General features: G+C 76.2%; 21 protein-coding genes. 12 read left to right on the forward strand and 9 right to left on the reverse strand.

Going from position 1 to position 20,513, the window contains the following annotated elements; translation table 11 throughout:
* Positions 1-266, reverse strand: a 266-nt coding sequence (locus BM165_RS16110) for a hypothetical protein (protein ID WP_208976774.1), incomplete at its 3' end; no start/stop codon positions are given.
* A 93-nt stretch (positions 267-359) separates the two neighbouring features.
* On the opposite strand from BM165_RS16110, the gene BM165_RS16115 reads away from it, so the two are divergent.
* Positions 360-1,112 carry a TetR/AcrR family transcriptional regulator gene (locus tag BM165_RS16115; RefSeq protein WP_083427419.1) on the forward strand — a complete coding sequence of 251 codons (753 nt, stop codon included), beginning with the start codon at positions 360-362 and terminating at the stop codon, positions 1,110-1,112.
* 110 nt (positions 1,113-1,222) lie between these two features.
* Here BM165_RS16115 and BM165_RS16120 read toward each other — a convergent pair whose 3' ends face one another.
* A complete protein-coding gene (locus tag BM165_RS16120) occupies positions 1,223-1,747 on the reverse strand; it encodes an ATP-binding protein (RefSeq protein ID WP_075014588.1) in 525 nt (174 codons plus the stop codon).
* A gap of 189 nt (positions 1,748-1,936) precedes the next feature.
* On the opposite strand from BM165_RS16120, the gene dtd reads away from it, so the two are divergent.
* From dtd to BM165_RS16140, 4 genes are all read left to right on the forward strand, one after another.
* Positions 1,937-2,368: a D-aminoacyl-tRNA deacylase gene (gene dtd / locus BM165_RS16125; RefSeq protein WP_075014589.1), complete on the forward strand. Its 432-nt coding sequence runs from the start codon at positions 1,937-1,939 to the stop codon at positions 2,366-2,368.
* Between the two features lie 320 nt (positions 2,369-2,688).
* The gene (gene sigB / locus BM165_RS16130) at positions 2,689-3,594 is read left to right on the forward strand and encodes an RNA polymerase sigma factor SigB (protein ID WP_280140721.1); all 906 of its coding nucleotides are present in this window, start codon (positions 2,689-2,691) and stop codon (positions 3,592-3,594) included.
* Positions 3,595-3,767: 173 nt separating this feature from the next.
* Positions 3,768-4,331 carry a TIGR03086 family metal-binding protein gene (locus BM165_RS16135; RefSeq protein WP_075014591.1) on the forward strand — a complete coding sequence of 188 codons (564 nt, stop codon included), beginning with the start codon at positions 3,768-3,770 and terminating at the stop codon, positions 4,329-4,331.
* An 82-nt stretch (positions 4,332-4,413) separates the two neighbouring features.
* A complete protein-coding gene (locus tag BM165_RS16140; protein ID WP_075014592.1) occupies positions 4,414-5,055 on the forward strand; it encodes a dihydrofolate reductase family protein in 642 nt (213 codons plus the stop codon).
* Positions 5,056-5,071: 16 nt separating this feature from the next.
* Here the strand turns inward: BM165_RS16140 and BM165_RS16145 are convergent, their stop codons facing one another.
* Together BM165_RS16145 and BM165_RS16150 are read right to left on the reverse strand one after the other, a co-directional pair.
* Positions 5,072-7,756 (reverse strand): bifunctional acetate--CoA ligase family protein/GNAT family N-acetyltransferase, encoded by a 2,685-nt coding sequence (locus tag BM165_RS16145; protein ID WP_075014593.1) that lies wholly within the window; start codon positions 7,754-7,756, stop codon positions 5,072-5,074.
* A 112-nt stretch (positions 7,757-7,868) separates the two neighbouring features.
* The gene (locus BM165_RS16150) at positions 7,869-9,050 is read right to left on the reverse strand and encodes an acetoin utilization protein AcuC (RefSeq protein WP_075014594.1); all 1,182 of its coding nucleotides are present in this window, start codon (positions 9,048-9,050) and stop codon (positions 7,869-7,871) included.
* 194 nt (positions 9,051-9,244) lie between these two features.
* Between BM165_RS16150 and BM165_RS16155 the strand changes: the two genes are divergently transcribed.
* Both BM165_RS16155 and BM165_RS16160 read left to right on the forward strand, forming a co-directional pair.
* Positions 9,245-9,952, forward strand: a complete 708-nt coding sequence (locus tag BM165_RS16155; protein ID WP_075014595.1) for an iron-dependent transcriptional repressor DtxR — start codon at positions 9,245-9,247, stop codon at positions 9,950-9,952.
* A gap of 123 nt (positions 9,953-10,075) precedes the next feature.
* A complete protein-coding gene (locus tag BM165_RS16160) occupies positions 10,076-12,169 on the forward strand; it encodes an alpha/beta hydrolase family protein (RefSeq protein ID WP_143108190.1) in 2,094 nt (697 codons plus the stop codon).
* A 3-nt stretch (positions 12,170-12,172) separates the two neighbouring features.
* Here BM165_RS16160 and BM165_RS16165 read toward each other — a convergent pair whose 3' ends face one another.
* The 3 genes from BM165_RS16165 to BM165_RS16175 all read right to left on the reverse strand — a co-directional run bounded on the left by BM165_RS16165 (position 12,173) and on the right by BM165_RS16175 (position 14,478).
* Complete coding sequence (locus BM165_RS16165; protein ID WP_075014596.1) at positions 12,173-13,276, reverse strand: DUF4192 domain-containing protein; 1,104 nt, start codon at positions 13,274-13,276, stop codon at positions 12,173-12,175.
* 93 nt (positions 13,277-13,369) lie between these two features.
* Entirely contained in the window at positions 13,370-14,131 is a 762-nt protein-coding gene (locus BM165_RS24840; RefSeq protein ID WP_075014597.1) for a hypothetical protein, read from the reverse strand.
* Positions 14,132-14,184: 53 nt separating this feature from the next.
* Positions 14,185-14,478: a Dabb family protein gene (locus BM165_RS16175; protein WP_075014815.1), complete on the reverse strand. Its 294-nt coding sequence runs from the start codon at positions 14,476-14,478 to the stop codon at positions 14,185-14,187.
* Positions 14,479-14,531: 53 nt separating this feature from the next.
* Between BM165_RS16175 and BM165_RS16180 the strand changes: the two genes are divergently transcribed.
* From BM165_RS16180 to BM165_RS16200, 5 genes are all read left to right on the forward strand, one after another.
* Positions 14,532-15,785, forward strand: a complete 1,254-nt coding sequence (locus BM165_RS16180) for a glycosyltransferase family 4 protein (RefSeq protein ID WP_177225220.1) — start codon at positions 14,532-14,534, stop codon at positions 15,783-15,785.
* Entirely contained in the window at positions 15,779-16,540 is a 762-nt protein-coding gene (locus BM165_RS16185; protein WP_075014598.1) for a class I SAM-dependent methyltransferase, read from the forward strand. The genes BM165_RS16180 and BM165_RS16185 overlap by 7 nt, the downstream gene beginning before the upstream one ends.
* A 37-nt stretch (positions 16,541-16,577) precedes the next feature.
* Positions 16,578-17,615 (forward strand): prenyltransferase/squalene oxidase repeat-containing protein, encoded by a 1,038-nt coding sequence (locus tag BM165_RS16190; protein ID WP_244274274.1) that lies wholly within the window; start codon positions 16,578-16,580, stop codon positions 17,613-17,615.
* 65 nt (positions 17,616-17,680) lie between these two features.
* A complete protein-coding gene (locus BM165_RS16195; protein ID WP_075014817.1) occupies positions 17,681-18,490 on the forward strand; it encodes a glycosyltransferase in 810 nt (269 codons plus the stop codon).
* Positions 18,487-19,455 (forward strand): glycosyltransferase family 2 protein, encoded by a 969-nt coding sequence (locus tag BM165_RS16200; protein WP_083427421.1) that lies wholly within the window; start codon positions 18,487-18,489, stop codon positions 19,453-19,455. The genes BM165_RS16195 and BM165_RS16200 overlap by 4 nt, the downstream gene beginning before the upstream one ends.
* Positions 19,456-19,522: 67 nt before the next feature.
* On the opposite strand, the gene BM165_RS16205 is transcribed toward BM165_RS16200, so the two are convergent.
* Complete coding sequence (locus BM165_RS16205) at positions 19,523-19,852, reverse strand: TraR/DksA family transcriptional regulator (RefSeq protein WP_075014600.1); 330 nt, start codon at positions 19,850-19,852, stop codon at positions 19,523-19,525.
* A complete protein-coding gene (locus tag BM165_RS16210; RefSeq protein ID WP_177225221.1) occupies positions 19,842-20,417 on the reverse strand; it encodes a class I SAM-dependent methyltransferase in 576 nt (191 codons plus the stop codon). Before BM165_RS16210 ends, BM165_RS16205 begins: the two co-directional genes overlap by 11 nt.
* Between the last annotated feature and the right edge of the window lie 96 nt (positions 20,418-20,513).

A 20,513-nucleotide genomic window follows, 5' to 3' on the forward strand; every position in this document is an offset into this window, starting at 1 on the left:
TCGCCGCGCCGTCCCAGCACGGCGGGCAGCAGCAGGATCGGGACGAGCAGGATCGCGTACGTCCAGGCGGTGGCGAACCACGTCCAGGTCAGGCCCGCCCCGCCGGCGACGACGGCCGGCAGCACCACCGCAGCCGGTTCCCGCAGGACGTCCGGCCAGTCGAACGTCGAGGACAGCGCGGTGGCCGCCCCCGCGAACGCCAGGGCGCCCGCCACGAACAGGGTCCCCGCCGTGCGGCGCAGGCGGTGGTCCACGGTCACGGTCACGACGGGCACTCCCTGGACGGCGTACATTATCTGGACGGCGTACAGGAGCGTTCTCCTGTGTTGCCGGTGACGTCAAGGGGGTAGGGAGCACCGATGTCCGTCTCGGAGATCCGACGCAGGCGCGGCCCGCGTCGCGCGCTGACCGAGGACGAGATCCTCGATGCGGCGCTGGACCTGCTCGACGAGGGCGGCGCCGATGCGGCATCCATCCGCGGCATCGCCGCACGGGTCGGCGTCGCCCCGAACGCGGTCTACACCTACTTCCCGGACAAGGCCGCCGTGGTGCGCGGCCTCGTCGAGCGGCTGCTCGGCGGGGTGGACCACGACGTGTTCGCCGACCGGGCCCGGCCCTGGCACGAACGCGTCGAGGCCCTGGCCCTGGAGCTGCGGGCCCACCTCTCGGCCCACCCCGGCGCGGTCCCCCTGATGATCGGCGGGCCCATGGACGGGCCCCACGCGCTCACCCTCAACGAACGACTGCTGCAACTGCTGGCCGACGCCGGACTCGGTCCGGCCGACGCCGCACGGGCGTCCTACCTGCTCATCGTCTACGTCTTCGGGTCGATCGCGCTGGAGGTCGCCGACACCTCCCGTCCCGGTCCGCTGCCGCCGGAGGCCGAGCGCGTCGCCGCCCGGAAGGCGGCCTTCTCCGCGACACCGGCCGACGACTTCCCCCGCAGCGCGGAGGCGGCCGCGACCATGGCCGGCTACGTCTCCACCGAGCAGTACCTGTGGGGACTGCACCGGATCCTGGGCGGCATCGCCGCACGTGAGGCGACGCCGGAGGAGCTCGGACCCGTCGATCTGCGCGACCGGACGGGCCTACGGGAGGCGCACTCCGCCTGACCGGCGGGGTCCGGATCCGGTCACGCGTCCGTGCGGCGTCCGGGTCCCGGGGTCCCCGTGCCGGCGCCTCCCGGACGGCCGCACGGGGATCCCCCCTCGCGGCCGGACGGTCAGTGCCCCAGGCCGGGCGGTCGGCGGCCGCGGCCTCCCGGGCGCCGGGGGCGCCGGCGCGGGGACGCGCCGGGGCCCTCCGCGTAGGTGTAGTCCACCCGCGCCCACACCACCTTGCACCGGCCCTCGACGGTCCAGCCGTGGTCGGCGCAGATGGTGGCGACGAGGGACAGGCCCATGCCGCCGTGCGCCGGGTCCCGGTGGACGGCCGGTGACGGGGGGCTGTCCACCGCGGCGTCCCTGACCTCCAGCAGCCAGGAGCGGCCGCTCCGGATGACCGTCACCTCGGTCGGGGGGCCCCCGTGGCGCAGCGCGTTGGACGCCAGCTCCTCGAAGGCCAGGAGCAGCCGCTGCACCGCGCCCTCGACGGCCGCGGCCGGCCGGGCGCCGTCGTGCAGCGCGGAGCCGAGCTGGCGCCGGGAGACGGTGAGCTCGGCCAGCGTCTCGGGGTGCCACCGACCGACGACGGCGGACTCGGTGTCCCTGATCGGGAGTGCGCGGTGTGCCCACGGCGGCGCGGTCATCGGCCGACCTCCACGACCCGGGCCGGCTGTTCGACTCGGGTCCTCGTGTTTCGTCGGGCTCCGGCTCGCCGGCCGGGGCTCCGCGGCGGTCCGGGCCGGGACAACCTGTGACCGACGTTACGCGCACTTCCGGACGGCGGCGTCCCGGAGCGGTGCCGGTGGCTTCGGTGCCGGGCGCAGGATGGTCCGGTGCGCGCGGTGGTCAGCAGGGTCTCGTCGGCGTCGGTGACCGTCGACGGCGCCGTCGTCGGGGAGATCGGGCGGGGCCTGCTCGCGCTGGTCGGCGCCGGCCGGGACGACGACGCCGGCCGCGCCCGCACGCTGGCGCGGAGGATCCACGAGCTGCGGGTGTTCCCCACCGACGACGGCGCCCGCTCGGCCGGCGACCTCGGGCTGCCGGTGCTCGTCGTCAGCCAGTTCACGCTCTACGGCGACACACGGAAGGGCCGCCGTCCGTCCTGGGACGCCGCGGCTCCCGGCGAGGTCGCGGAACCGCTGGTCGACGAGGTGGTCGCCGAGCTGCGGCGGCGCGGCAGCGAGGTGGCGACCGGGGTGTTCGGGGCCCGGATGTCGGTCGCCTCGGTGAACGAGGGCCCGATGACCTTGCTCCTGGAGGTCTGACGCGCGACCGGTCGGGTACCGAAGGTGACCGAACACACGGCCTGTGCTTCTCCTGTGAACCCGGGCCTGCAGGAACACCAGGCCCCGTCGGAGCCGTTGAACGGGGTGTAACACAACGGACCACAACGGAAGAACAGCGGGGTGCCGCCCGGACAGCGGCGCTCCACCCCAGACGCGGGTGTCCCACCGGCCACGAGAGCCGGTACATGCATCCGAACTCCAGGCAAGGACGAAGACATCCCGTGACGCTCCTCCAGTCTTCCCCCAGTGACGCTCTCGAGGTCCGCTCGCCGCGACGCGAGCCGGACACCAGTGGCCTGGTGTCGACCGACCTGGTGCGCGTGTACCTCAACACGATCGGCAAGACCGCCCTGCTGACCGCCGAGCAGGAGGTCGAGCTGGCCAAGCGCATCGAGGCCGGGCTCTACGCCGAGCGGCTGCTCACCGAGCGGCAGCTCACCCCGGCCCTGCAGCGCGACTACAAGGCCCTCGCGGCCGACGGCAAGGCCGCCAAGCGGCACCTGCTCGAGGCCAACCTGCGCCTCGTGGTCTCGGTGGCCAAGCGCTACACCGGCCACGGCATGACTTTCCTCGACCTCATCCAGGAGGGCAACGTCGGCCTCATCCGTGCCGTCGAGAAGTTCGACTACACCAAGGGCTTTAAGTTCTCGACCTACGCGACGTGGTGGATCCGCCAGGCGATCACCCGCGCCATGGCCGACTCCGGCCGCACCATCCGGCTCCCCGTGCACCTGGCCGAGCAGGTCAACAAGGTGGTGCGGACCCGCCGGCGGGTGCACCAGGAACTCGAGCGGGAGCCCACCGCGGAGGAGCTCGGCCTCGAGCTCGACATGACCCCCGAGCGGGTCACCGAGCTGCTCGAGTACAGCCGCGACCTGGTCAGCCTCGACCAGACCGTCGGCGCCGACGAGGAGTCCCGCCTCGGTGACTTCATCGAGGACGCCGACGCCGCGGTGGCCGAGGACGCGGTGGCCTTCCAGATGATGAAGGGCGACGTGCGCACCGTCCTCTCCACGCTGGAGGACCGCGAGCGCGACGTCGTGGTGCTGCGCTTCGGCCTCGACGGCGGCCAGCCCCGCACACTCGAGCAGATCGGCAAGCAGTTCGGTCTGTCCCGCGAGCGGGTGCGCCAGATCGAGCGCGAGACGATGGCCAAGCTGCGCGACCCGCAGCGCGCCGACGCCCTGCGCGACTACCTGGGCTAGTGAAGGACCTCCTCGCCCCCCGACCCTCGCTCCGCTCGGGCCGGGTCCCTGCGAGGAGGCCGTTCCAGCCGCTCGGAGAGCCGGTTCCCCCCACGGGGAGCCGGCTCTCGGCGTTGACAGGGCCGCCCGTGCGGGCCACGCTATTCCTCAACCGATCGGTTGAGGAGGCGGCGATGACCACGACGGAACGGACGACGGCACAGCGGTGGCAGCGGCTGGCCGACGACTTCGGCCGGCGGGTGGACGCCGTGCCGGCGGATCGCTGGGACGCCCCCGCGCCGTGCGAGGGCTGGGTGGCGCGCGACGTCGTCCGGCACGTCGTCGACTGGATGCCCTCCCTCTACCTCGGCGCCGTGGGAGTGCCGCTGCCCGAGGGCCCGTCGGTCGACGACGACCCGGCCGGCGCGTGGCGGGCCGCCGACGCGGCGATCCGCTCGGTGCTCGAGGAGCCGGCGACGGCGCACCAGCAGACCTCCACCCGCGCCGGGGAGATGCCGCTCGAGGACCTGGTGGCCATGACCGGCCTGATGGACCTGCTGGTGCACGCCTGGGACCTCGCCCGCGCCACCGGTCAGGACGAGAGGCTCGACGCCGCCGAGGCGTCGGGCTTCCTCGCCGGCATCGAGCCGTGGGACGCGGCCCTGCGCAGCAGCGGCCACTACGGCGCGCGGGTCCCGGTGCCCGACGACGCCGACGACCAGACGAAGCTGCTCGCCTTCACCGGCCGCCGTCCCTGATCGGGGCGGCGCCCGGCCCGCCACCCCGATGAGTTCCGGTGCCGCCGGCGGTCATCCCGTCGCCGACACCGAGGAGGGGATCGTGGGCCAGCTGAGGGTGCAGAACTTCACCGTCTCGAGCGACGGGTACGGGGCGGGCGAGGGCCAGAGCCTGGAACGCCCGTTCGGGCACGCCGACCCGGGGGTGCTGATGGCCTGGGCCATCGCCACCGCGAGCTTCCCCGGCCGCGCCGGGCCGGGCGGCAGCCGCGGCCTCGACGACCTCCTCGTCCGCGACTTCGCGCACGGCATCGGCGCCGAGATCATGGGCCGCAACAAGTTCTCGCCCCACCGCGGCCCCTGGCAGGACCACGAGTGGCGGGGCTGGTGGGGGGACGAGCCGCCGTTCCACACGCCCGTGTTCGTGATGACGCACCACCTGCGGCCCTCGTTCAGGCTGTCGGACACGACGTTCTCCTTCACCGACGCCGAACCGGCCACGGTGCTGGAGCAGGCCCGTGCGGCGGCCGGCGGCGCCGACGTGCGACTCGGCGGCGGCGCCACCGTGATCCGGCAGTTCCTGGACGCCGACCTCGTCGACACGCTGCACGTCGCCGTCTCCCCGGTCGAGCTGGGCGCCGGCTCCCGGCTGTGGACGTCGCCCGACGAGCTGCTCGACCGCTTCCACCGCGACGTGGTCCCCAGCTCGAGCGGGGTCACCCACCACCTGTTCTGGCGGAGGTGACACCCCGGCCGCGGCGCTACGCGGGGTCGCGCATCCGCCGCGGGCCGGGCGCGATGCGAGCCGTGGGCGGGCCCACGCGCACGGTGCCTCCGGCGACGACCAGCGACCGGCCGCCGTGCGGCGGGTCGGCCGGGCCGGCGATCACCGGCGACAGCGTCAGGCCGAGCACCTCGGGCAGGTCGTCGGCCAGCCGCGCCACCCGCAGCAGCAGGTCCTCGAGCGCCGCGACGTCGACCGGCTCGGCACCCCGCCAGCCGTCGAGCAGCGGCCAGGCCCGCGGCTCGCGCACCAGCTCGGCGGCGTCGAGGTCGGTCAGCGGCAGGGTGCGGTAGGCGCGGTCGCCGAGCAGCTCGGTGGCCACCCCGCCGACGCCGAAGCTGACCAGCGCGCCGAAGGACGGGTCGTCGACGACCTCGACGACCGTGGCCACGCCCGGCGCGGCCATCTCCTGCACGATCACCGGGTCGCCGGCGGGGATGGCGCCGAAGGCGGCGCGGACGGCGGCGGCGTCGGCGAGGTCCAGCCGCACCCCGCCGAGGTCGGTGCGGTGCCGCAGCCACGGCGCCGTCGACTTGAGCACCACCGGGTAGCCGACCGCATCGGCGGCGGCGACGGCCTCCTCGGCCGTGGTCGCCACCCGGGTGCCCAGCAGCGGCACGCCGTAGGCCGCCAGCAGCGCCAACGTCTCGTCGTCGGTGAGCTGCCGCCCGCCCGGCGCCTCCGTGAGCGCGCCGAGGACGACCGACCGCGCCCGCCCGGCGTCGACGTCGGGCAGGTCGGGCACGGTGCCGATCGGCCGCTGCCGCCAGCGGGCGTACTCGGTCACCCGGGCCAGCGCGATGACGGCCCGCTCGGGCGTGGAGTACGACGGCACCGATCCGCGGGCGGGCATGCCGGCCTCGTCGGGCACGGTCAGCTCCGGCGGGATGCCCTCGGCGGAGAGGAACGTCGCCAGCACCGGCTTGGCCGACGCCAGCGACACCTCGCGCAGCGCCCGGCCGTAGGCGTCCGGGGACGTGCGCACCAGCGGCGGGAGGAACACCGCGACCACGGCGTCGACCCCGTCGTCGTCGACGGCGTCCTGCACCGCCGCCCGGAACGCCTCCGGGCTGCCGGCGCTGCCGATGTCGACCGGCGCCTCGTGGGACAGCGACAGCCCCTGGTCGAGGACGGAGTCGGCCACCAGCACGCCGAGCGCCGTGGAGTTGCCGACGACGGCGACGCGGTCCCCGGCCGGCAGCGGCTGGTGGGCGAGCAGCATTCCGACCTCGAACAGCTGGGCGACGGTCTCGACGCGGATGACGCCGGCCGAGGCGAACAGCGCGGCCACCGACTGCTCCGGCACCGACACCGAGGTGCCGGCCAGGCCCGGGGTGAGCCCGCCGTGCCGGCCGCTCTTGACCGCGACCACCGGCTTGGTGCGCGCCACCCGCCGGGCCAGCCGGGCGAACTTGCGGGGGTTGCCGAAGCTCTCCAGGTGCAGCAGCACGACCTCGGTGCCGGGGTCGCTGGCCCAGTACTGCAGCAGGTCGTTGCCGCTGACGTCGGCGCGGTTGCCGGCCGAGACGAAGGTCGACAGGCCGATGTTGCGGTCGCCGGCCCGTTCCAGCAGCGCCACCCCGAGGGCACCGGACTGGGCGAAGAAGCCGACCCGCCCGCGCCCGGGCACGCGGGGGGCGAGGCTGGCGTCAAGGCGGATCGCCGGGTCGGTGTTGACGATGCCCAGGCAGTTGGGGCCGACCACCCGCATCCCCGAGGCCCGCGCCGAGGCGACCAGCCGCCGCTCGGCCGCCCGGCCTTCGGGGCCGGACTCGCCGAACCCGCCGGAGATCACCACCAGGCCGCGGACCCGCTTGCGGCGGCAGGCCTCCACCACGCTCGCGACCTCGTCGGCCGGGACGGCCACGACCGCGAGGTCGACGTCACCGGGGATGTCCTCGATGGAGGCGTAGGCGGGCACCCCGCGCACGTGCCGGGCGCCGGGGTTGACCGGGTACACCGGCCCGTCGAAGCGGTAGTCGAGCAGGTTGCGCAGGACCAGGTTGCCGATCTTGCCCTCGTCGTTGCTCGCCCCGACGACGGCGACCGACGACGGGGTGAGCAACCGGGCGATGGACCGCGACTCGCTGCGCTGCTCGCGCTCGTAGGCGACGGCGAGGGAGGTCTGCGTGGGCGCGATCGGGAAGGAGAGGTGGACCACGCCCTCCTCGTAGGAGCGGCTGGGCTGGTAGCCGGCGTCGAGGAAGACCCGCACCATCCGGCCGTTCTGCGCCAGCACCTCGGCGACGAAGGCGGTGATCCCGCGCTCGCGGGCGGCGGCGGCGAGGTGCTCGAGCAGCACCGAGCCCAGCCCGCGGCCCTGGTGGGCGTCCTCGACGAGGAAGGCGACCTCGGCGTCGGTGGTGCCGGGGTACCGGTCGTAGCGGCCGACGCCGATCAGCTGGTCGCCGAGCAGCAGCACGAAGGCGACCCGGTCGTCGTGGTCGACGTGGGTGAAGCGGTACAGGTCCTTGTCGCTGAGCCGCTTCATCGGCCCGAAGAAGCGGTAGTAGCGCGTCTGGTCGGAGCTGCGCTCCATGAGGCCGGTCAGCCCGTCGGCGTCCTCGGGGCAGATCGGGCGCAGGTGCACCGTGCCGCCGTCGGCGGCGATGATGTCGGCCTCCCAGTGCGCGGGCGGCTTGGGCGCGGGCGGCTCGGGCACGGGTGACCCTCCCCCGCCGGCGGGGTCCACGGTCGGCCCCGCCGCAGCGCCCGCGGCCCCGTCCAGAGGCTCGCCGCGAGCCTGCGAGTGGTGAGGAGGACGGGGTCCTTTGTCAGTCACGGGGGTCGTCCGGGTCGAGGCCGAACCAGGGGTAGGAGGCCTTGCGGGTGCGGCCGATGGCCCGGTCGACGCGGGACTCGGTGAAGGGGTCCCAGGCGGAGAAGCCGGTGTAGCCGCCCTCGGTCATGTGCGTGGGCGGCCGGGCACGCAGCCCGCGGGCGACGACGTCGTCGCGCCAGGACTGCGGGATCGCCGTCGCCGGGTCCAGCTGCTCGCCCGACGCCTCCGCCAGCAGGTGGGTCCAGGCCCGCGGCACGCAGCGCACCAGCCCGTAGCCGCCCCCGCCGAGGGCGATCCAGCGGCCGTCGCAGATCTCGTGCGCCAACTCGTGGACGGCCCGGTAGCCGGCCCGCTGGCCGTCGACGGTGAGCGCGAGGTCGGCGAGCGGGTCCTCGTGGTGGGTGTCGCAGCCGCACTGGGTGACCAGGATCTGCGGGGAGAAGGCCCGCAGCACGCCGGGGACGACGGCGGAGAAGGCGCGCAACCAGCCGGAGTCGTCGGTGCCGTTGGGCAGGGCGATGTTGACCGCGCTGCCCAGCGCCTTCTCCGGGTGGCCGGTCTCCTCGGGGAAGCCGGTGCCCGGGAAGAGGGTCAGCGGGGTCTGGTGGATGCTGACGGTGAGCACCCGCGGGTCGTCGTAGAAGACCGCCTGCACGCCGTCGCCGTGGTGCACGTCGAGGTCGACGTAGGCGATGCGCTCGTAGCCCTGGCCGAGCAGCCACCGGATGGCGATCGCGGCGTCGTTGAACAGGCAGAACCCCGACGCGCGGTCGGGCATGGCGTGGTGCAGGCCGCCGGAGATGTTGACCGCGTGCTGCGCCCGGCCGGAGTGGACCAGCTCGGCGGCCTGCACGCTGCCGCCGGTGATGAGCGCGGCGGCGTCGTACATGCCCTCGAAGACGGGGTTGTCCGCGGTACCCAGGCCGTAGGCGGGGTCGGGGTGGGTGGGTGCGCGCCGCACCGCCTCGAGGTAGGCCGGGTCGTGGACCAGGGTCAGCAGGTCCGTGCCGGCCGGGGTGGGGGCGACGACGTCGATGCGACTCGACGCCAGGACGCCGAGGCCGTCGGCCAGCCGCATGGTCAGGTCCAGCCGCACCGGGTGCAGCGGATGGTCACCGCCCAGCGTGTAGCCGAGCAGCGCGTCGTCCCAGACGACGGCCACCGAGTCGCTCACGGGGCCCTCCTGTCACCGTCGGGGCGCCGGCGCCGGGACGTCGTCGTCCGCGGCCCGCCCTGCCGGGACGCTACCGCCGGTACCGGGGCGCCGCCCTCCCCACCGCCGCCTGCCCGCCCGTCGCCGACTCGCCGCGGACGACCGGGCAGGTGGCCCGTGCGCCGTAGGATCGGCGGCGACACGGAGGAGTGCCAGTGAACGACCTCATCGACACCACCGAGATGTACCTCCGCACGATCTTCGAACTGGAGGAGGAGGGGATCGTCCCGCTCCGGGCGCGGATCGCGGAGCGGCTGCACCAGAGCGGGCCCACCGTCAGCCAGACCGTCGCGCGCATGGAGCGCGACGGGCTGCTCACCGTGGAGGGCGACCGGCACCTGCAGCTGTCGGAGACCGGCCGCGCGCTGGCCACCGCGGTCATGCGCAAGCACCGGCTGGCCGAGTGCCTGCTCGTCGACGTCATCGGCCTGGACTACGCCGACGTCCACGAGGAGGCGTGCCGCTGGGAGCACGTCATGAGCGAGGCGGTCGAGCGCAAGCTGCTCACCCTGCTCGGCAACCCGACGGTCTCCCCCTTCGGCAACCCGATCCCCGGCCTCGACGCCCTCGGCGGGGAGACCTCCGCCGTGCTCGACGCCCTCGTCCTGCTGTCGACGTCGGCCACCGCCGAGGGGCGGCGGGTGACGATCCGGCGGATCAGCGAGCAGCTGCAGGAGGACGCCACCCTGCTGCGCCGGCTCGCCGACCAGGGCGTGCGCCCCGGCGCGACCATGGTCGCCCGGTCGGCCAACGGGACGGTCACCCTCGACGGGGTCGCCCTGCCACCGGGCGTGGCCCAGCACCTGTTCGTGGCCGCGCTCGACGAGGACCTGACCCCGGCGGAGGCCGCGGCCCAGCTGTAGGCGACGGGCCCCTCGCGGGCCCTCGGCGCCCGGCACCGCTCCCCGCGGGTGCCGGGCGCCGCTCGTTACGGTGGCGGCCACCGTCTGCCAGACGGAACCGCGCCCAGCCCGCGAGGAGCCCCGGTGAGCCAGCCCGACCACCCGACCGACGACTCCGCGGAGGCTCCCGCCGCACCTCCCGGCTCCTCCTTCGAGCGCCTCGCCGACTTCGTCGCGCTCCCGCGGGTGTCCGGCCTGGCCCTGTCGGCCGACGGGACCCGGCTGGCGGTCTCGGTGCAGACGCTCGGCCCGGAGCGCACGCGCTGGCAGTCGGCGCTGTGGGAGGTCGACCCCGCCGGGCAGCGCCCGCCCCGGCGGCTGACCCGCAGCGCACCGGGCGAGTCCGCGCCGTCCTTCACCCCCGACGGCAGCCTGCTGTTCGTCTCCGCCCGACCCGACCCGGCCGCCGGCAAGGACGCCGGGGAGCCGGAGCCGGCGCTGTGGGCGCTGCCGGCCGGCGGTGGCGAGGCCCGCCCGGTGGTGACCCGCCGCGGCGGCGTGGGCGGCTTCGCGGTCGCCGCCCACAGCGGCGACGTCGTGGTGGTGGCCTCGGCCATGCCGGGTGCCGCGGACGCCGCCGAGGACGGCGAGCGCCGCACGGCCCGCAAGGACGCCGGGGTGACGGCGATCCTGCACGAGGCCTACCCCGTGCGGTACTGGGACGCCGACCTCGGCCCGGCCGTGCCGCACCTGTTCTGGGCCGGCGCCGTGCCGGCGGAGGACCCGGCCGGGGAGGCCTCCGAGCCGGTCGACCTCCGCGACCTCACCCCCGACGCCGGCCCGCCCGTCGGAGCCGGCGAGTGGGTGACCCTCTCCCCCGACGGGACCCGGGCGCTGCGGCACGAGCAGGTGCCCGACGGCCCGGCCGGCCGCCGCACCCGGCTGGTGCTCGTGGAGACCGCCACCGGGGAGAGCCGGGTGCTGGCCGACGACCCGCTGGCCGACGTCCACTCCGGCGCCTTCTCCCCCGACGGCGCCTCCGTGGTGTGCGTCCGCGAGACGACGACCACCTACGCCGAGCCGCCGGACTTCACGCTGCTGCTGGTCGACGTCGCCTCCGCGGGGACCCGGGAGCTCACCACCGGCTTCGACCGCTGGCCCAGCGCCCCGCAGTTCGCCGCCGACGGCGACGCCGTCTACTTCCTCGCCGACGACGACGGCCGGCACGCGCTGTTCCGCGTGGACCTGGCCGGCGGGGACCCGGTGCGGCTGACCACGGACGGCGCCTACAGCGACCTGCAGGTGGCCCGCGACGGCAGCGCCCTCTACGCGCTGCGCTCGGCCTACGACGAGCCACCGGTCCCCGTCCGGCTCGACCCGCGGGCGACCGGCCAGCACCCCGACCCGCTGCCCGCTCCGGGCGCGGTCGGCCGGCTGCCGGGGACGCTGACCGAGGTCCGCGCCACCGCCGCCGACGGCGCCGAGGTGCAGTCGTGGCTGGTCCTGCCCGAGGGCGCCTCGGCCGAGCACCCGGCGCCGCTGCTGCTGTGGATCCACGGCGGACCGCTGATGAGCTGGAACTCCTGGTCGTGGCGCTGGTGCCCGTGGGTGCTGGCCGCCCGCGGCTACGCCGTCCTGCTGCCCAACCCGGCGCTGTCGCAGGGCTTCGGCCAGGACTTCGTGCGGCGCGGCTGGGGCGAGTGGGGCGGGGCGCCCTACACCGACCTCATGGCCGCCGTGGACGCCGCACTGGAGCGGCCCGACCTCGACGCGGAGCGCACCGCGGCGATGGGCGGCTCGTTCGGCGGCTACATGGCCAACTGGGTGGCCACCCAGACCGACCGGTTCCGGGCGATCGTCACGCACGCCAGCCTGTGGGACCTCGACAGCTTCGTGGGCACCACGGACGCGGCCTACTACTGGGAGAAGGAGTGGGGCGACCCGCTCGCGACCCCCAAGCGCTACGAGCAGAACTCGCCGCACCGGTTCGCCGACGCCATCCGCACGCCGGTGCTGGTCATCCACGGCGACAAGGACTACCGCGTGCCGATCGGCGAGGGCCTGCGTCTCTGGTACGACCTGCAGAAGCGCGGCGTGCCCTCGCGGTTCCTCTACTTCCCCGACGAGAACCACTGGGTGCTCACCCCCGGCAACTCCGCGGTCTGGTACGAGACGGTGATCGCCTTCCTGGCCGAGCACGTCCTCGGCCAGGAGTGGCAGCGACCCGCACTGCTCTGACCCTCAGCCGGCATCCGTCAGGAGCGTGCTGCGGATGAGCGCGCGCAGCTCGGCCGGCGGCACGCACGCGGCCAGGCCCTCGGCCAGCAGCCGGGGCAGCCGCGCGCCCGGGTCGGCGGCCATCGCCCGGTCGAGCGCGACGTTGGCCGTGGCGCCGTCGCCGCGCAGCCACGCGCTGACGGCCAGCAGCGTCGCGGGCGCGCCGTCGAGGGGCACCGGCGCGCGGCGGGTGCACTCCGTCCACAGCACCTCGGCGGCCGCGGCGTCCTCGCCGAGGGCCAGGGCGAGCGCCCGGTCACGGACGTCGGGCACGGTGAGCGCCCAGAGCACCTCGGCCACGCGGGCGTCGGGCAGCCGCGTGCCGGCGGTGGCCGGCCCCGGCCGGCAGGCGGCCACGGCGTCGGCGACCAGGGCGGCGCCCGCCTCGGCGACCTCGTCCGCAGCACCGGAGCGCAGGCGGGCGGCGTGCCGCCGTCCGGTCCGCAGGCACTGCGCCGCCATCGCCGCGGCGGCGGGCCCCTCGGCCGGGGCGATGCGGGCGGCGAGCGCGTCGCGGTCGGGTGCCAGCACCGCGCCACCCGCGACCGCGGCCGCGGCCAGCGGGCTGGCACCCTCGGGGACGGGCGTGCCCGCGCCGGGCCCGCAGCACGGGTGCGGGCAGTCGTAGTCCCACCAGCGGCCGCCGCGGACCAGCAGCGCCTCGCGGACGGGGACGTCCCGCGCGTCGAGGGCGAGCACCAGCTCGTGCACCACGTCGCGGTGCGGCAGCTCCGGCCGGGCCTCGAGGTCGCCGGACCCGGGGGGCGCGACCGGCAGGACCGTGACGTCCGGCGCCAGGACGTCAGGGGAGTCGGACACCACCGCGAGGAGCACGGCCCCGGGGTCGTCGGTGACGAGCTTGACGGCGAGCGTGCGGGCCAGCGCCGCGGCCGCCCCGGGAGGCGGGAGGTCGGCGCGCACGGTGAGGCCGACCCGGCTGCCGCCGGGACCGCGCAGGCTGACCAGCACCACCGACTCGGCCGGCCGGAAGCCGAGCAGGTGCGGCAGGGCCGCGGCGACCTCGCCGGTGTCGCCGAGGCGGATGACGGGGATCGGGGGTTCGTCCACACGAGCGACCCTGGGACCGCACGTGGGCCGGCGAGGGCGCCGACGACCCGCTGTGGACGACCGGGCGGCTGTGGACGGCGATCGGCGGACCCGTCAGTCGAGGGCCTCGGCCTGCGTGTCGTAGGCCTCCCGGAGCAGACCGGTGAACGCCGTCGGGTCCAGCCGGCCACCGCCGGTGTCGGTGGTGACCAGGACGACCACCCGCTCGCCGTCGTGCACAGCGCCCACCAGCGCCGGCACGGTCACCTGCTGCCCGTCGGGCCCGGTCGCGGTGGTGGTGGAGCTGATGCCCGCGGAGCCGTCGCCGAGGTCGGGGACGTCGATCTCGTCGAAGGCGACGGTGACGGTGCCGACCTCCGGCGAGGTCAGCTGCACCGAGCGGCAGGCCCCGAGCTGGTCGTCGAAGTTCGCCACGGCGTCCTCCGCCGGCCCGCCCGACGTCAGCGCCTGCACCGTGGTGGTCGTCCCGAGGACGGCGACCTGCGCGGCGACGTCGTCGTACTCGTCGAAGGAGGGCTGGGTGCCCTGCACGGCCTGGTCGCACTCGGGCGGGGTCACCTGCAGTCCCTCGGTGGAGGCGCCGGCGGCGCTCTGCTCGAGTTGTTGCTCGGGAATCGGGGTGACCTGGGCGCCGGGGCCGAACGCGTCGGCGGGCAGCAGCCCCGGGGCCAGGTCCGTCCCCGACGACGGCGCCCCCGACGACACCGACTCCGACGCCCCGGCCGACTCCGAGGGCGACCCCGACGCCGGCGACGCGGGCGAGGCGCTGCCCTCGACGTCGCCACCACCGCACGCGCTCAGCAGGACCGCGGCGGCCAGGCCGGCGGGGGCACGCAGACGACGGCTGGTGATCATGGTCGGACGCTGATGGCGGCGGGACGACCCCGCAGGTCGACCGCCCGGACGGGTCACACCTCGTACTGGACGGCGCTGCGCGCGGCCAGGTACGGGCGGACGTGCTCGGCGATGACCTCGAGGTGCACCGGGTCGGTGGCATAGCGGCGGAAGGCCCCGGCGTCGGGGAAGTCGGCCACCAGGACGGTGTGCGCGTTGCCCTCGACCAGGCCGGCGTCGGGCGCCACGGTGAAGGCCAGCGACCCCGGCACCTGCTCGGGCAGCCGGCGCAGCGCGGCGACCGTCGCGGCCCGGCGGTCCTCGTCGGCGGCGTCGGACCAGGTGAAGTGGACGACGTGTCGGATCACGCCGGTCACCCTGTCAGGCGGGCGGACGGTGCGGGGTCGGTAGGGTCCGGCGCATGGGACGACGGCTGCGGATCGCACTGCTGTCGTACCGGAGCAAGCCGCACAGCGGCGGGCAGGGCGTGTACGTGCGGGCGCTGTCGCGCGAGCTGACCGCGCTCGGTCACGCCGTCGAGGTCCTCAGCGGCCAGCCCTACCCGGAGCTCGACGACGGCGTCCCGCTGACCCGGGTGCCCAGCCTGGACCTCTACCGCGAGCCCGACCCGTTCCGCACGCCGCGGCCCTCGGAGTTCCGCGACGGGATCGACGTCCTGGAGTTCGCGGCGATGTGTACTGCCGGGTTCCCCGAGCCGCTCACCTTCACCCTCCGCGCGGCCCGCGCACTGCTCCCCCGCGCTCACGAGTTCGACGTCGTCCACGACAACCAGTCCCTCGGCTACGGGCTGCTGCGGCTGGTCCGCGCCGGCGTCCCGACGGTGGCCACCGTGCACCACCCGGTGGCCATCGACCGGCGGCTCGACCTCGCGGCCGCGCCGTCGCTGCGCCGCCGGCTGACGCTCACCCGCTGGTACGGCTTCACCGCGATGCAGGCCCGCGTGGCGCCGCGGCTGGACGCCGTCACCACGGTGTCGGAGAGCTCCCGCCGCGACATCGAGACCCACCTGCACGTGCCCGCGTCGGCCGTCGAGGTCGTCCCGGTCGGCATCGACCCCGGCGTCTTCACCCCGCCGCCGGCCGACCGGCTCCGCGAGGCCGACTCGATCGTGGTCACCACCAGCGCCGACGTCCCGCTCAAGGGCCTGGTGCACCTGCTGGAGGCGGTGGCGAAGCTGCGCACCGAGCGGCCGGTGCGGCTGACCGTCGTCGGTACCGCCCGGCCCGGTGGCCCCGCCGAGTCCGCGCTGGACCGCCTGGGCCTGCGCGACGCCGTCCGCTTCACCGGCCCGTTGCCCGAGGCCGACCTGGTCGGGCTGCTGCAGACGGCCACCGTGGCCGCCATCCCCTCCCTCTACGAGGGGTTCTCCCTGCCGGCGGTGGAGGCGATGGCCTGCGGCACGCCGCTGGTCACCACCGACGCCGGCGCGCTGCCGGAGGTCGTCGGCACGCAGGCGGGGCTGCGGGTGCGGGCCGGCGACGTCGACGAGCTGACCGCGGCGTTGCGGCTGGTGCTGGAGAACCCGTCGCTGCAGGAGCAGCTCGGCCGGGCCGGCCGCCGGCGGGTGCTGACCACCTACACGTGGCGCTCCACCGCGGAGCGGACGGCCGACTGGTACACCGAGGTGCTGGAACGGAAGGGTCGCCCGTGCTGACCGTCGACTACGACCTGCTCGACCTGCGGCCGGGCATGACCGTCCTCGACCTCGGCTGCGGCGAGGGCCGGCACGCGTTCGAGGCCTACCGGCGCGGCGCCCGCGTGGTCGCCCTCGACTGGGGCGTGTCCGAGGTGGAGACGACCAAGCGGTGGCTGGGCGCGATCGCCGAGGCCGGCGAGGCGCCGGCCGGTGCCCGGTTCGAGGTGGTGCGCGGCGACCTGCGGCACCTGCCCGTCCCCGACGCGAGCGTCGACCGGGTCATCGCCTCGGAGGTGCTCGAGCACGTCCCCGACGACGCCCGCGCGATGGCCGAGATCGCCCGCGTGCTCACGCCGGGCGGGCGGGTCGCGGTCACCGTGCCGCGCTTCGGCCCCGAGCGGATCTGCTGGGCGCTGTCGGACGCCTACCACGCCAACGAGGGCGGCCACGTCCGCATCTACCGCGGTGACGCGCTGCGCGCGCGGCTGTCGGTGGCGGGTCTGACACCCGGCCGGCAGCACCACGCGCACGCCCTGCACGCGCCGTTCTGGTGGCTCAAGTGCGCGGTCGGCGTCGAGCGCGACGCCGCCGTCGTCCGGGCCTACCACCGGCTGCTGGTCTGGGACCTCACCCGGCGGCCGTGGGTGACGCGGGTGGCCGAGCGGGTGCTCGACCCGCTCATCGGCAAGAGCCTCGTCGTCTACGCGGACAAGCCGGCCGTCGCGCGGCCGGCGGCCGCCCGCGAGCGGGAGCGGACCGCTGCCGCGCGCTGACCTGCCCGAGCTGCCCGGCGTCCTCGACGCCGCGGCGGTGCGGCGCACCGTCGCGAGCATCGCCGCCGAGCAGGGGGCCGACGGGTCGCTGCCGTGGTTCCGCGGCGGGCAGCTCGACCCGTGGGACTCCGTCGAGGCGGCGATGGCGCTCGACGTCGGCGGTGAGCACGAGCGGGCGGTCGCGGCCTACCGGTGGCTGGCCGGTCGTCAGCGTCCCGACGGCTCCTGGGCCGCCGAGTACCGCGGCGGCGCGGAGACCTCCCCCGCCGTCGAGAGCAACCACGCCGGCTACCTGGCCGTGGGCGTGTGGCACTCGTGGCTGACCACGCGGGACGAGGCGGTGGTGTCCGGGCTGTGGCCGGTCGTGCGGCGCGGGCTGGACCTCGTGGTGCGCATGCAGCTCGACAGCGGCGCGGTCGGCTGGGCGATGCGACCCGACGGCACCCCCGACGACACCGCGCTGCTGACGGGCAACGCGAGCCTCTTCCAGGCGCTGCGCTGCGGCATCGCGCTGGCCGGGCTGGCAGGGGAGCCGCAGCCGGACTGGGAGCTGGCGGTCACCGGCCTCGGCACCGCGCTGCGCACCGACCCCGCGGCCTTCGCCGACCGGTCGCGGTACTCGATGGACTGGTACTACCCGGTGCTCGCCGGCGCCGTCACCGGCGAGGCCGCCCGCGCGCGGCTGGCCGCCGACTGGGACCGCTTCGTCGTCCCGGGGCTGGGGACGCGCTGCGTCGCCGACCACCCCTGGGTGACCGGCGCGGAGACCTGCGAGCTGGCCCTGGCGCTCGTCGTCGCCGGGCAGCCGGAGGCCGCCCGCGAGCAGGTGGCGGCCATGCAGCACCTGCGCCACGACGACGGCTCCTACTGGACCGGGCTGGTCTACGCCGACGACGCCCGCTGGCCGGTGGAGCGCCCCACCTGGACGGCGGCCGCGGTCGTGCTGGCGGTCGACGCGCTGGCGGGCACCGGCCCGGCGTCGGGGTTGTTCGCCGACCCGGCCGCGCTCCCGGCGCCGGGCACCGTGGACACCCCCGGTTCGGCGGCGCCGCTGCCGGGCAGGGGGCAGCCGTGACGAGCACGTGGGCCCGGCCCCGCCACCGTCCGCCCGCGAGCCCCGACGGCGTCACCGTCGTCGTCATGAGCCGCGACCGGCGCGAGGACCTGCTCGCGACGCTGCCCCGGCACGAGGCGCCGGTGGTGCTGGTGGACAACGGCTCCACCGACGGCACCGTCGACGCCGTCCGGGCCGCGCTCCCGGAGGTGACCGTGCTGCCCCTCGCCGAGAACGTCGGCGCCCGGGCCCGCACCATCGGCGCCGGGCACGCGGGCACCGAGTTCGTGGCCTTCGCCGACGACGACTCGTGGTGGGCGCCCGGCGACCTCGCCCGGGCGGCGGCGGTCCTGCGCGCCCACCCGCGGCTGGCGGTGCTCAACGCCCGGGTCCTGGTGGGCCCGGAGGAGCGCCTGGACCCGCTGTGCCCGGTGCTCGCGGCCAGCCCGCTGGGCACCCCGCCGCACCTGCCGGGCCCGCGGCTGCTCGGCTTCATCGGCTGCGCGGCGATGGTCCGCCTCGACGCCTTCCTCGCCGTCGGCGGGTTCGACCCGGTGGTCCGCTTCCCCGGGGAGGAGGAGCGGCTGTCCCTGGACCTGGCGGCGGCCGGGTGGGACATCGCCTACGTCGACTCCGTCACCGTGCACCACCACCCCTCGACCCGCCGGCACGACGCCGCGGCCCGGCGGGCGGCGATCTCACGCTCGAAGGTGCTCACCGCGGTGATGCGCCTGCCGGCGCGCGACGTCGCCCGCACGGTGGCCGCCGCGGTCAGGGCCGGTGCGCCGGAACGCCGTGGCCTGCGCCGGGCGCTGCCCGACCTGCCGGCCGCGCTGCGCCGCCGCCGCGTGGTGCCGGGGTCCGTGCTGGCCGACCTGCGGCTGCTGGCACGGTGACCGCCACCGCCGGCCTCCCTGCAGGGGCCCGACGCGAGCCTGCGAGCGACGGGGGGCAGGGAGGTCCTTCCGCGGACCCCCGCGTCGCCGTCGTCGTCATCACCCACCAGCGGCGCGACGAGGTGATGCTGGCCCTCTCCCGCCTGCTGGCGCTGCCCGAGCGGCCGCACGTGGTGGTCGTCGACAACGGCTCCACCGACGGCACGGCGGAGGCGGTCGCCGAGCGCTTCCCCGCCGTCGAGCTCGTGGCCAGCCCGGAGAACCTGGGCGCGATCGGCCGCAACGTCGGTATCGCCCGGCTGTCGACGCCCTACGTCGCCTTCTGCGACGACGACACGTGGTGGGACCCGGGGTCGCTGCGGACGGCGGCCGACGTCCTCGACGCCCATCCGCGGCTGGCGGTGGTGACCGCGCGGATCCTCGTCGAGCCCGGGGCGCGGGAGGACCCGATCGTGCCGGAGCTGCGCGACTCCCCCGTCCGCGGCGCCGAGTGGCTGCCCGGGCCGGCGCTGGGCTCCTTCCTCGCCGGCGCCAGTGTGGTGCGCCGCGAGGCGTTCCTCGAGGTCGGCGGCTTCTGCGAGCGGCTGTGGCTGGGGGGCGAGGAGGAGCTCATGGCCGGCGACCTCGCCGCCGCCGGCTGGGAGCTGTGCTACCTCCCGCAGCTCACCGTGCACCACCAGGCGTCGAAGGCCCGCGACTCCCACCGCCGCCGCCGCGACGGCATCCGCAACACCCTCTGGACGACGTGGCTGCGGCGCCCGCTGCGCCCGGCGCTGCGCCGCACGCTGCACCTGCTGGGCACCCTCCCCCGCGACCGGGTGACCGCGCAGGGGCTGCTGGCCGCCGTCCGCGGGATCCCGTGGGTGGTGCGCGAACGGCGGGTGCTGCCCGCCCACGCCGAGGCCCGCTTCGCCGCGCTCGACGCCGTCCAGCGCCGCTCCACCGCCCGCCGCTACGTCAGTTGAAGGACCCCCTCGCCCCCCACCGCTCGCGGGCTCGCGGCAGGCCCCTGCGAGAGGGCCGACGACCGGCTCACCGGGCGCAGCTGATGCAGGTGCGGGCGGTGGGCCGTGCGGCCAGCCGCTCCGGGGCGATCGCCCGGCCGCACGTCTCGCAGCGCCCGTAGGTACCGGCCTCGACGGCGGTCACCGCGGCGTCGACGTCGGCCAGCCGGCGGCGCGCCTGCTCGAGCAGCGCCGCCACCTGCTGGCGCTCGAACGCGATCGTCGCGCCCTCCGGGTCGTGCTCGTCGTCGGCGTTGGACGCCTGCGACGCGGCGACGATCTCGTCGAACTGGCGGGTCAGCGCCTCGACCTGGGCCTGGGCGGCCGCCCGCACCGCCCCGAGCGCATCAGCGGACACGGCGCAGCAGCCGCAGCGAGCCGGTGCCGGGCAGCTCGGTGAAGTCGCCGGAGGCCAGCACCCGCGTGTAGACGCCGAACGGCGCCTGGCCGCCGTCGGCCGGGTCGGGGAACACGTCGTGGATGGCCAGCGTCCCGCCGACGGCGAGCTTGGCGACCCAGGCGTCCTGGTCGCGGCGCGCGGACTCCTCGGTGTGGCTGCCGTCGAGGAACAGCAGCGCCAGCGGGGTCGACCACAGCGGGGCGAGGACCTCCGACCGCGCCACGACGGCGACGACGACGTCCTCCGCGCCGGCCTCGGCGACGGTGCGGCGGAACCGCGGCAGCGTGTCGATCCGCCCCACGGCGGGGTCGACCAGCGACGGGTCGTGGTACTCCCAGCCGGGCTGGTGCTCCTCGGAGCCGCGGTGGTGGTCGACGGTGACCACCTGCCGCCCGGTCTCGCGGGCGGCCGCGGCGAGGTACAGCGCCGACTTGCCCATCCAGGAGCCGACCTCCAGCAGCGGCCCGGGCACCGCGACGGCGCGGGCGGCCTCGTAGAGGGCGCGGCCCTCGTCGGCGGGCATGAAACCAGGTGCCGCCTCCGCGGCGGCCAGCAGTCGGAGGACCCCGTCCCCCTCCCGCCTCGCGAGCTCGGCGTCGGACCCGGCCGCCTGCAGGGG

This window comes from Geodermatophilus obscurus (genome assembly GCF_900115395.1).
Taxonomy (GTDB): domain Bacteria; phylum Actinomycetota; class Actinomycetes; order Mycobacteriales; family Geodermatophilaceae; genus Geodermatophilus; species Geodermatophilus obscurus_B.

Coding starts and splice junctions, on each gene's coding strand:
- BM165_RS16115 (WP_083427419.1), top strand. CDS start 360: ATGTCCGTCTCGGAGATCCGACGCAGGCGCGGCCCGCGTCGCGCGCTG.
- BM165_RS16120 (WP_075014588.1), bottom strand. CDS start 1,747: ATGACCGCGCCGCCGTGGGCACACCGCGCACTCCCGATCAGGGACACC.
- BM165_RS16135 (WP_075014591.1), top strand. CDS start 3,768: ATGACCACGACGGAACGGACGACGGCACAGCGGTGGCAGCGGCTGGCC.
- BM165_RS24840 (WP_075014597.1), bottom strand. CDS start 14,131: ATGATCACCAGCCGTCGTCTGCGTGCCCCCGCCGGCCTGGCCGCCGCG.
- BM165_RS16180 (WP_177225220.1), top strand. CDS start 14,532: ATGGGACGACGGCTGCGGATCGCACTGCTGTCGTACCGGAGCAAGCCG.
- BM165_RS16195 (WP_075014817.1), top strand. CDS start 17,681: ATGAGCCGCGACCGGCGCGAGGACCTGCTCGCGACGCTGCCCCGGCAC.
- BM165_RS16210 (WP_177225221.1), bottom strand. CDS start 20,417: ATGCCCGCCGACGAGGGCCGCGCCCTCTACGAGGCCGCCCGCGCCGTC.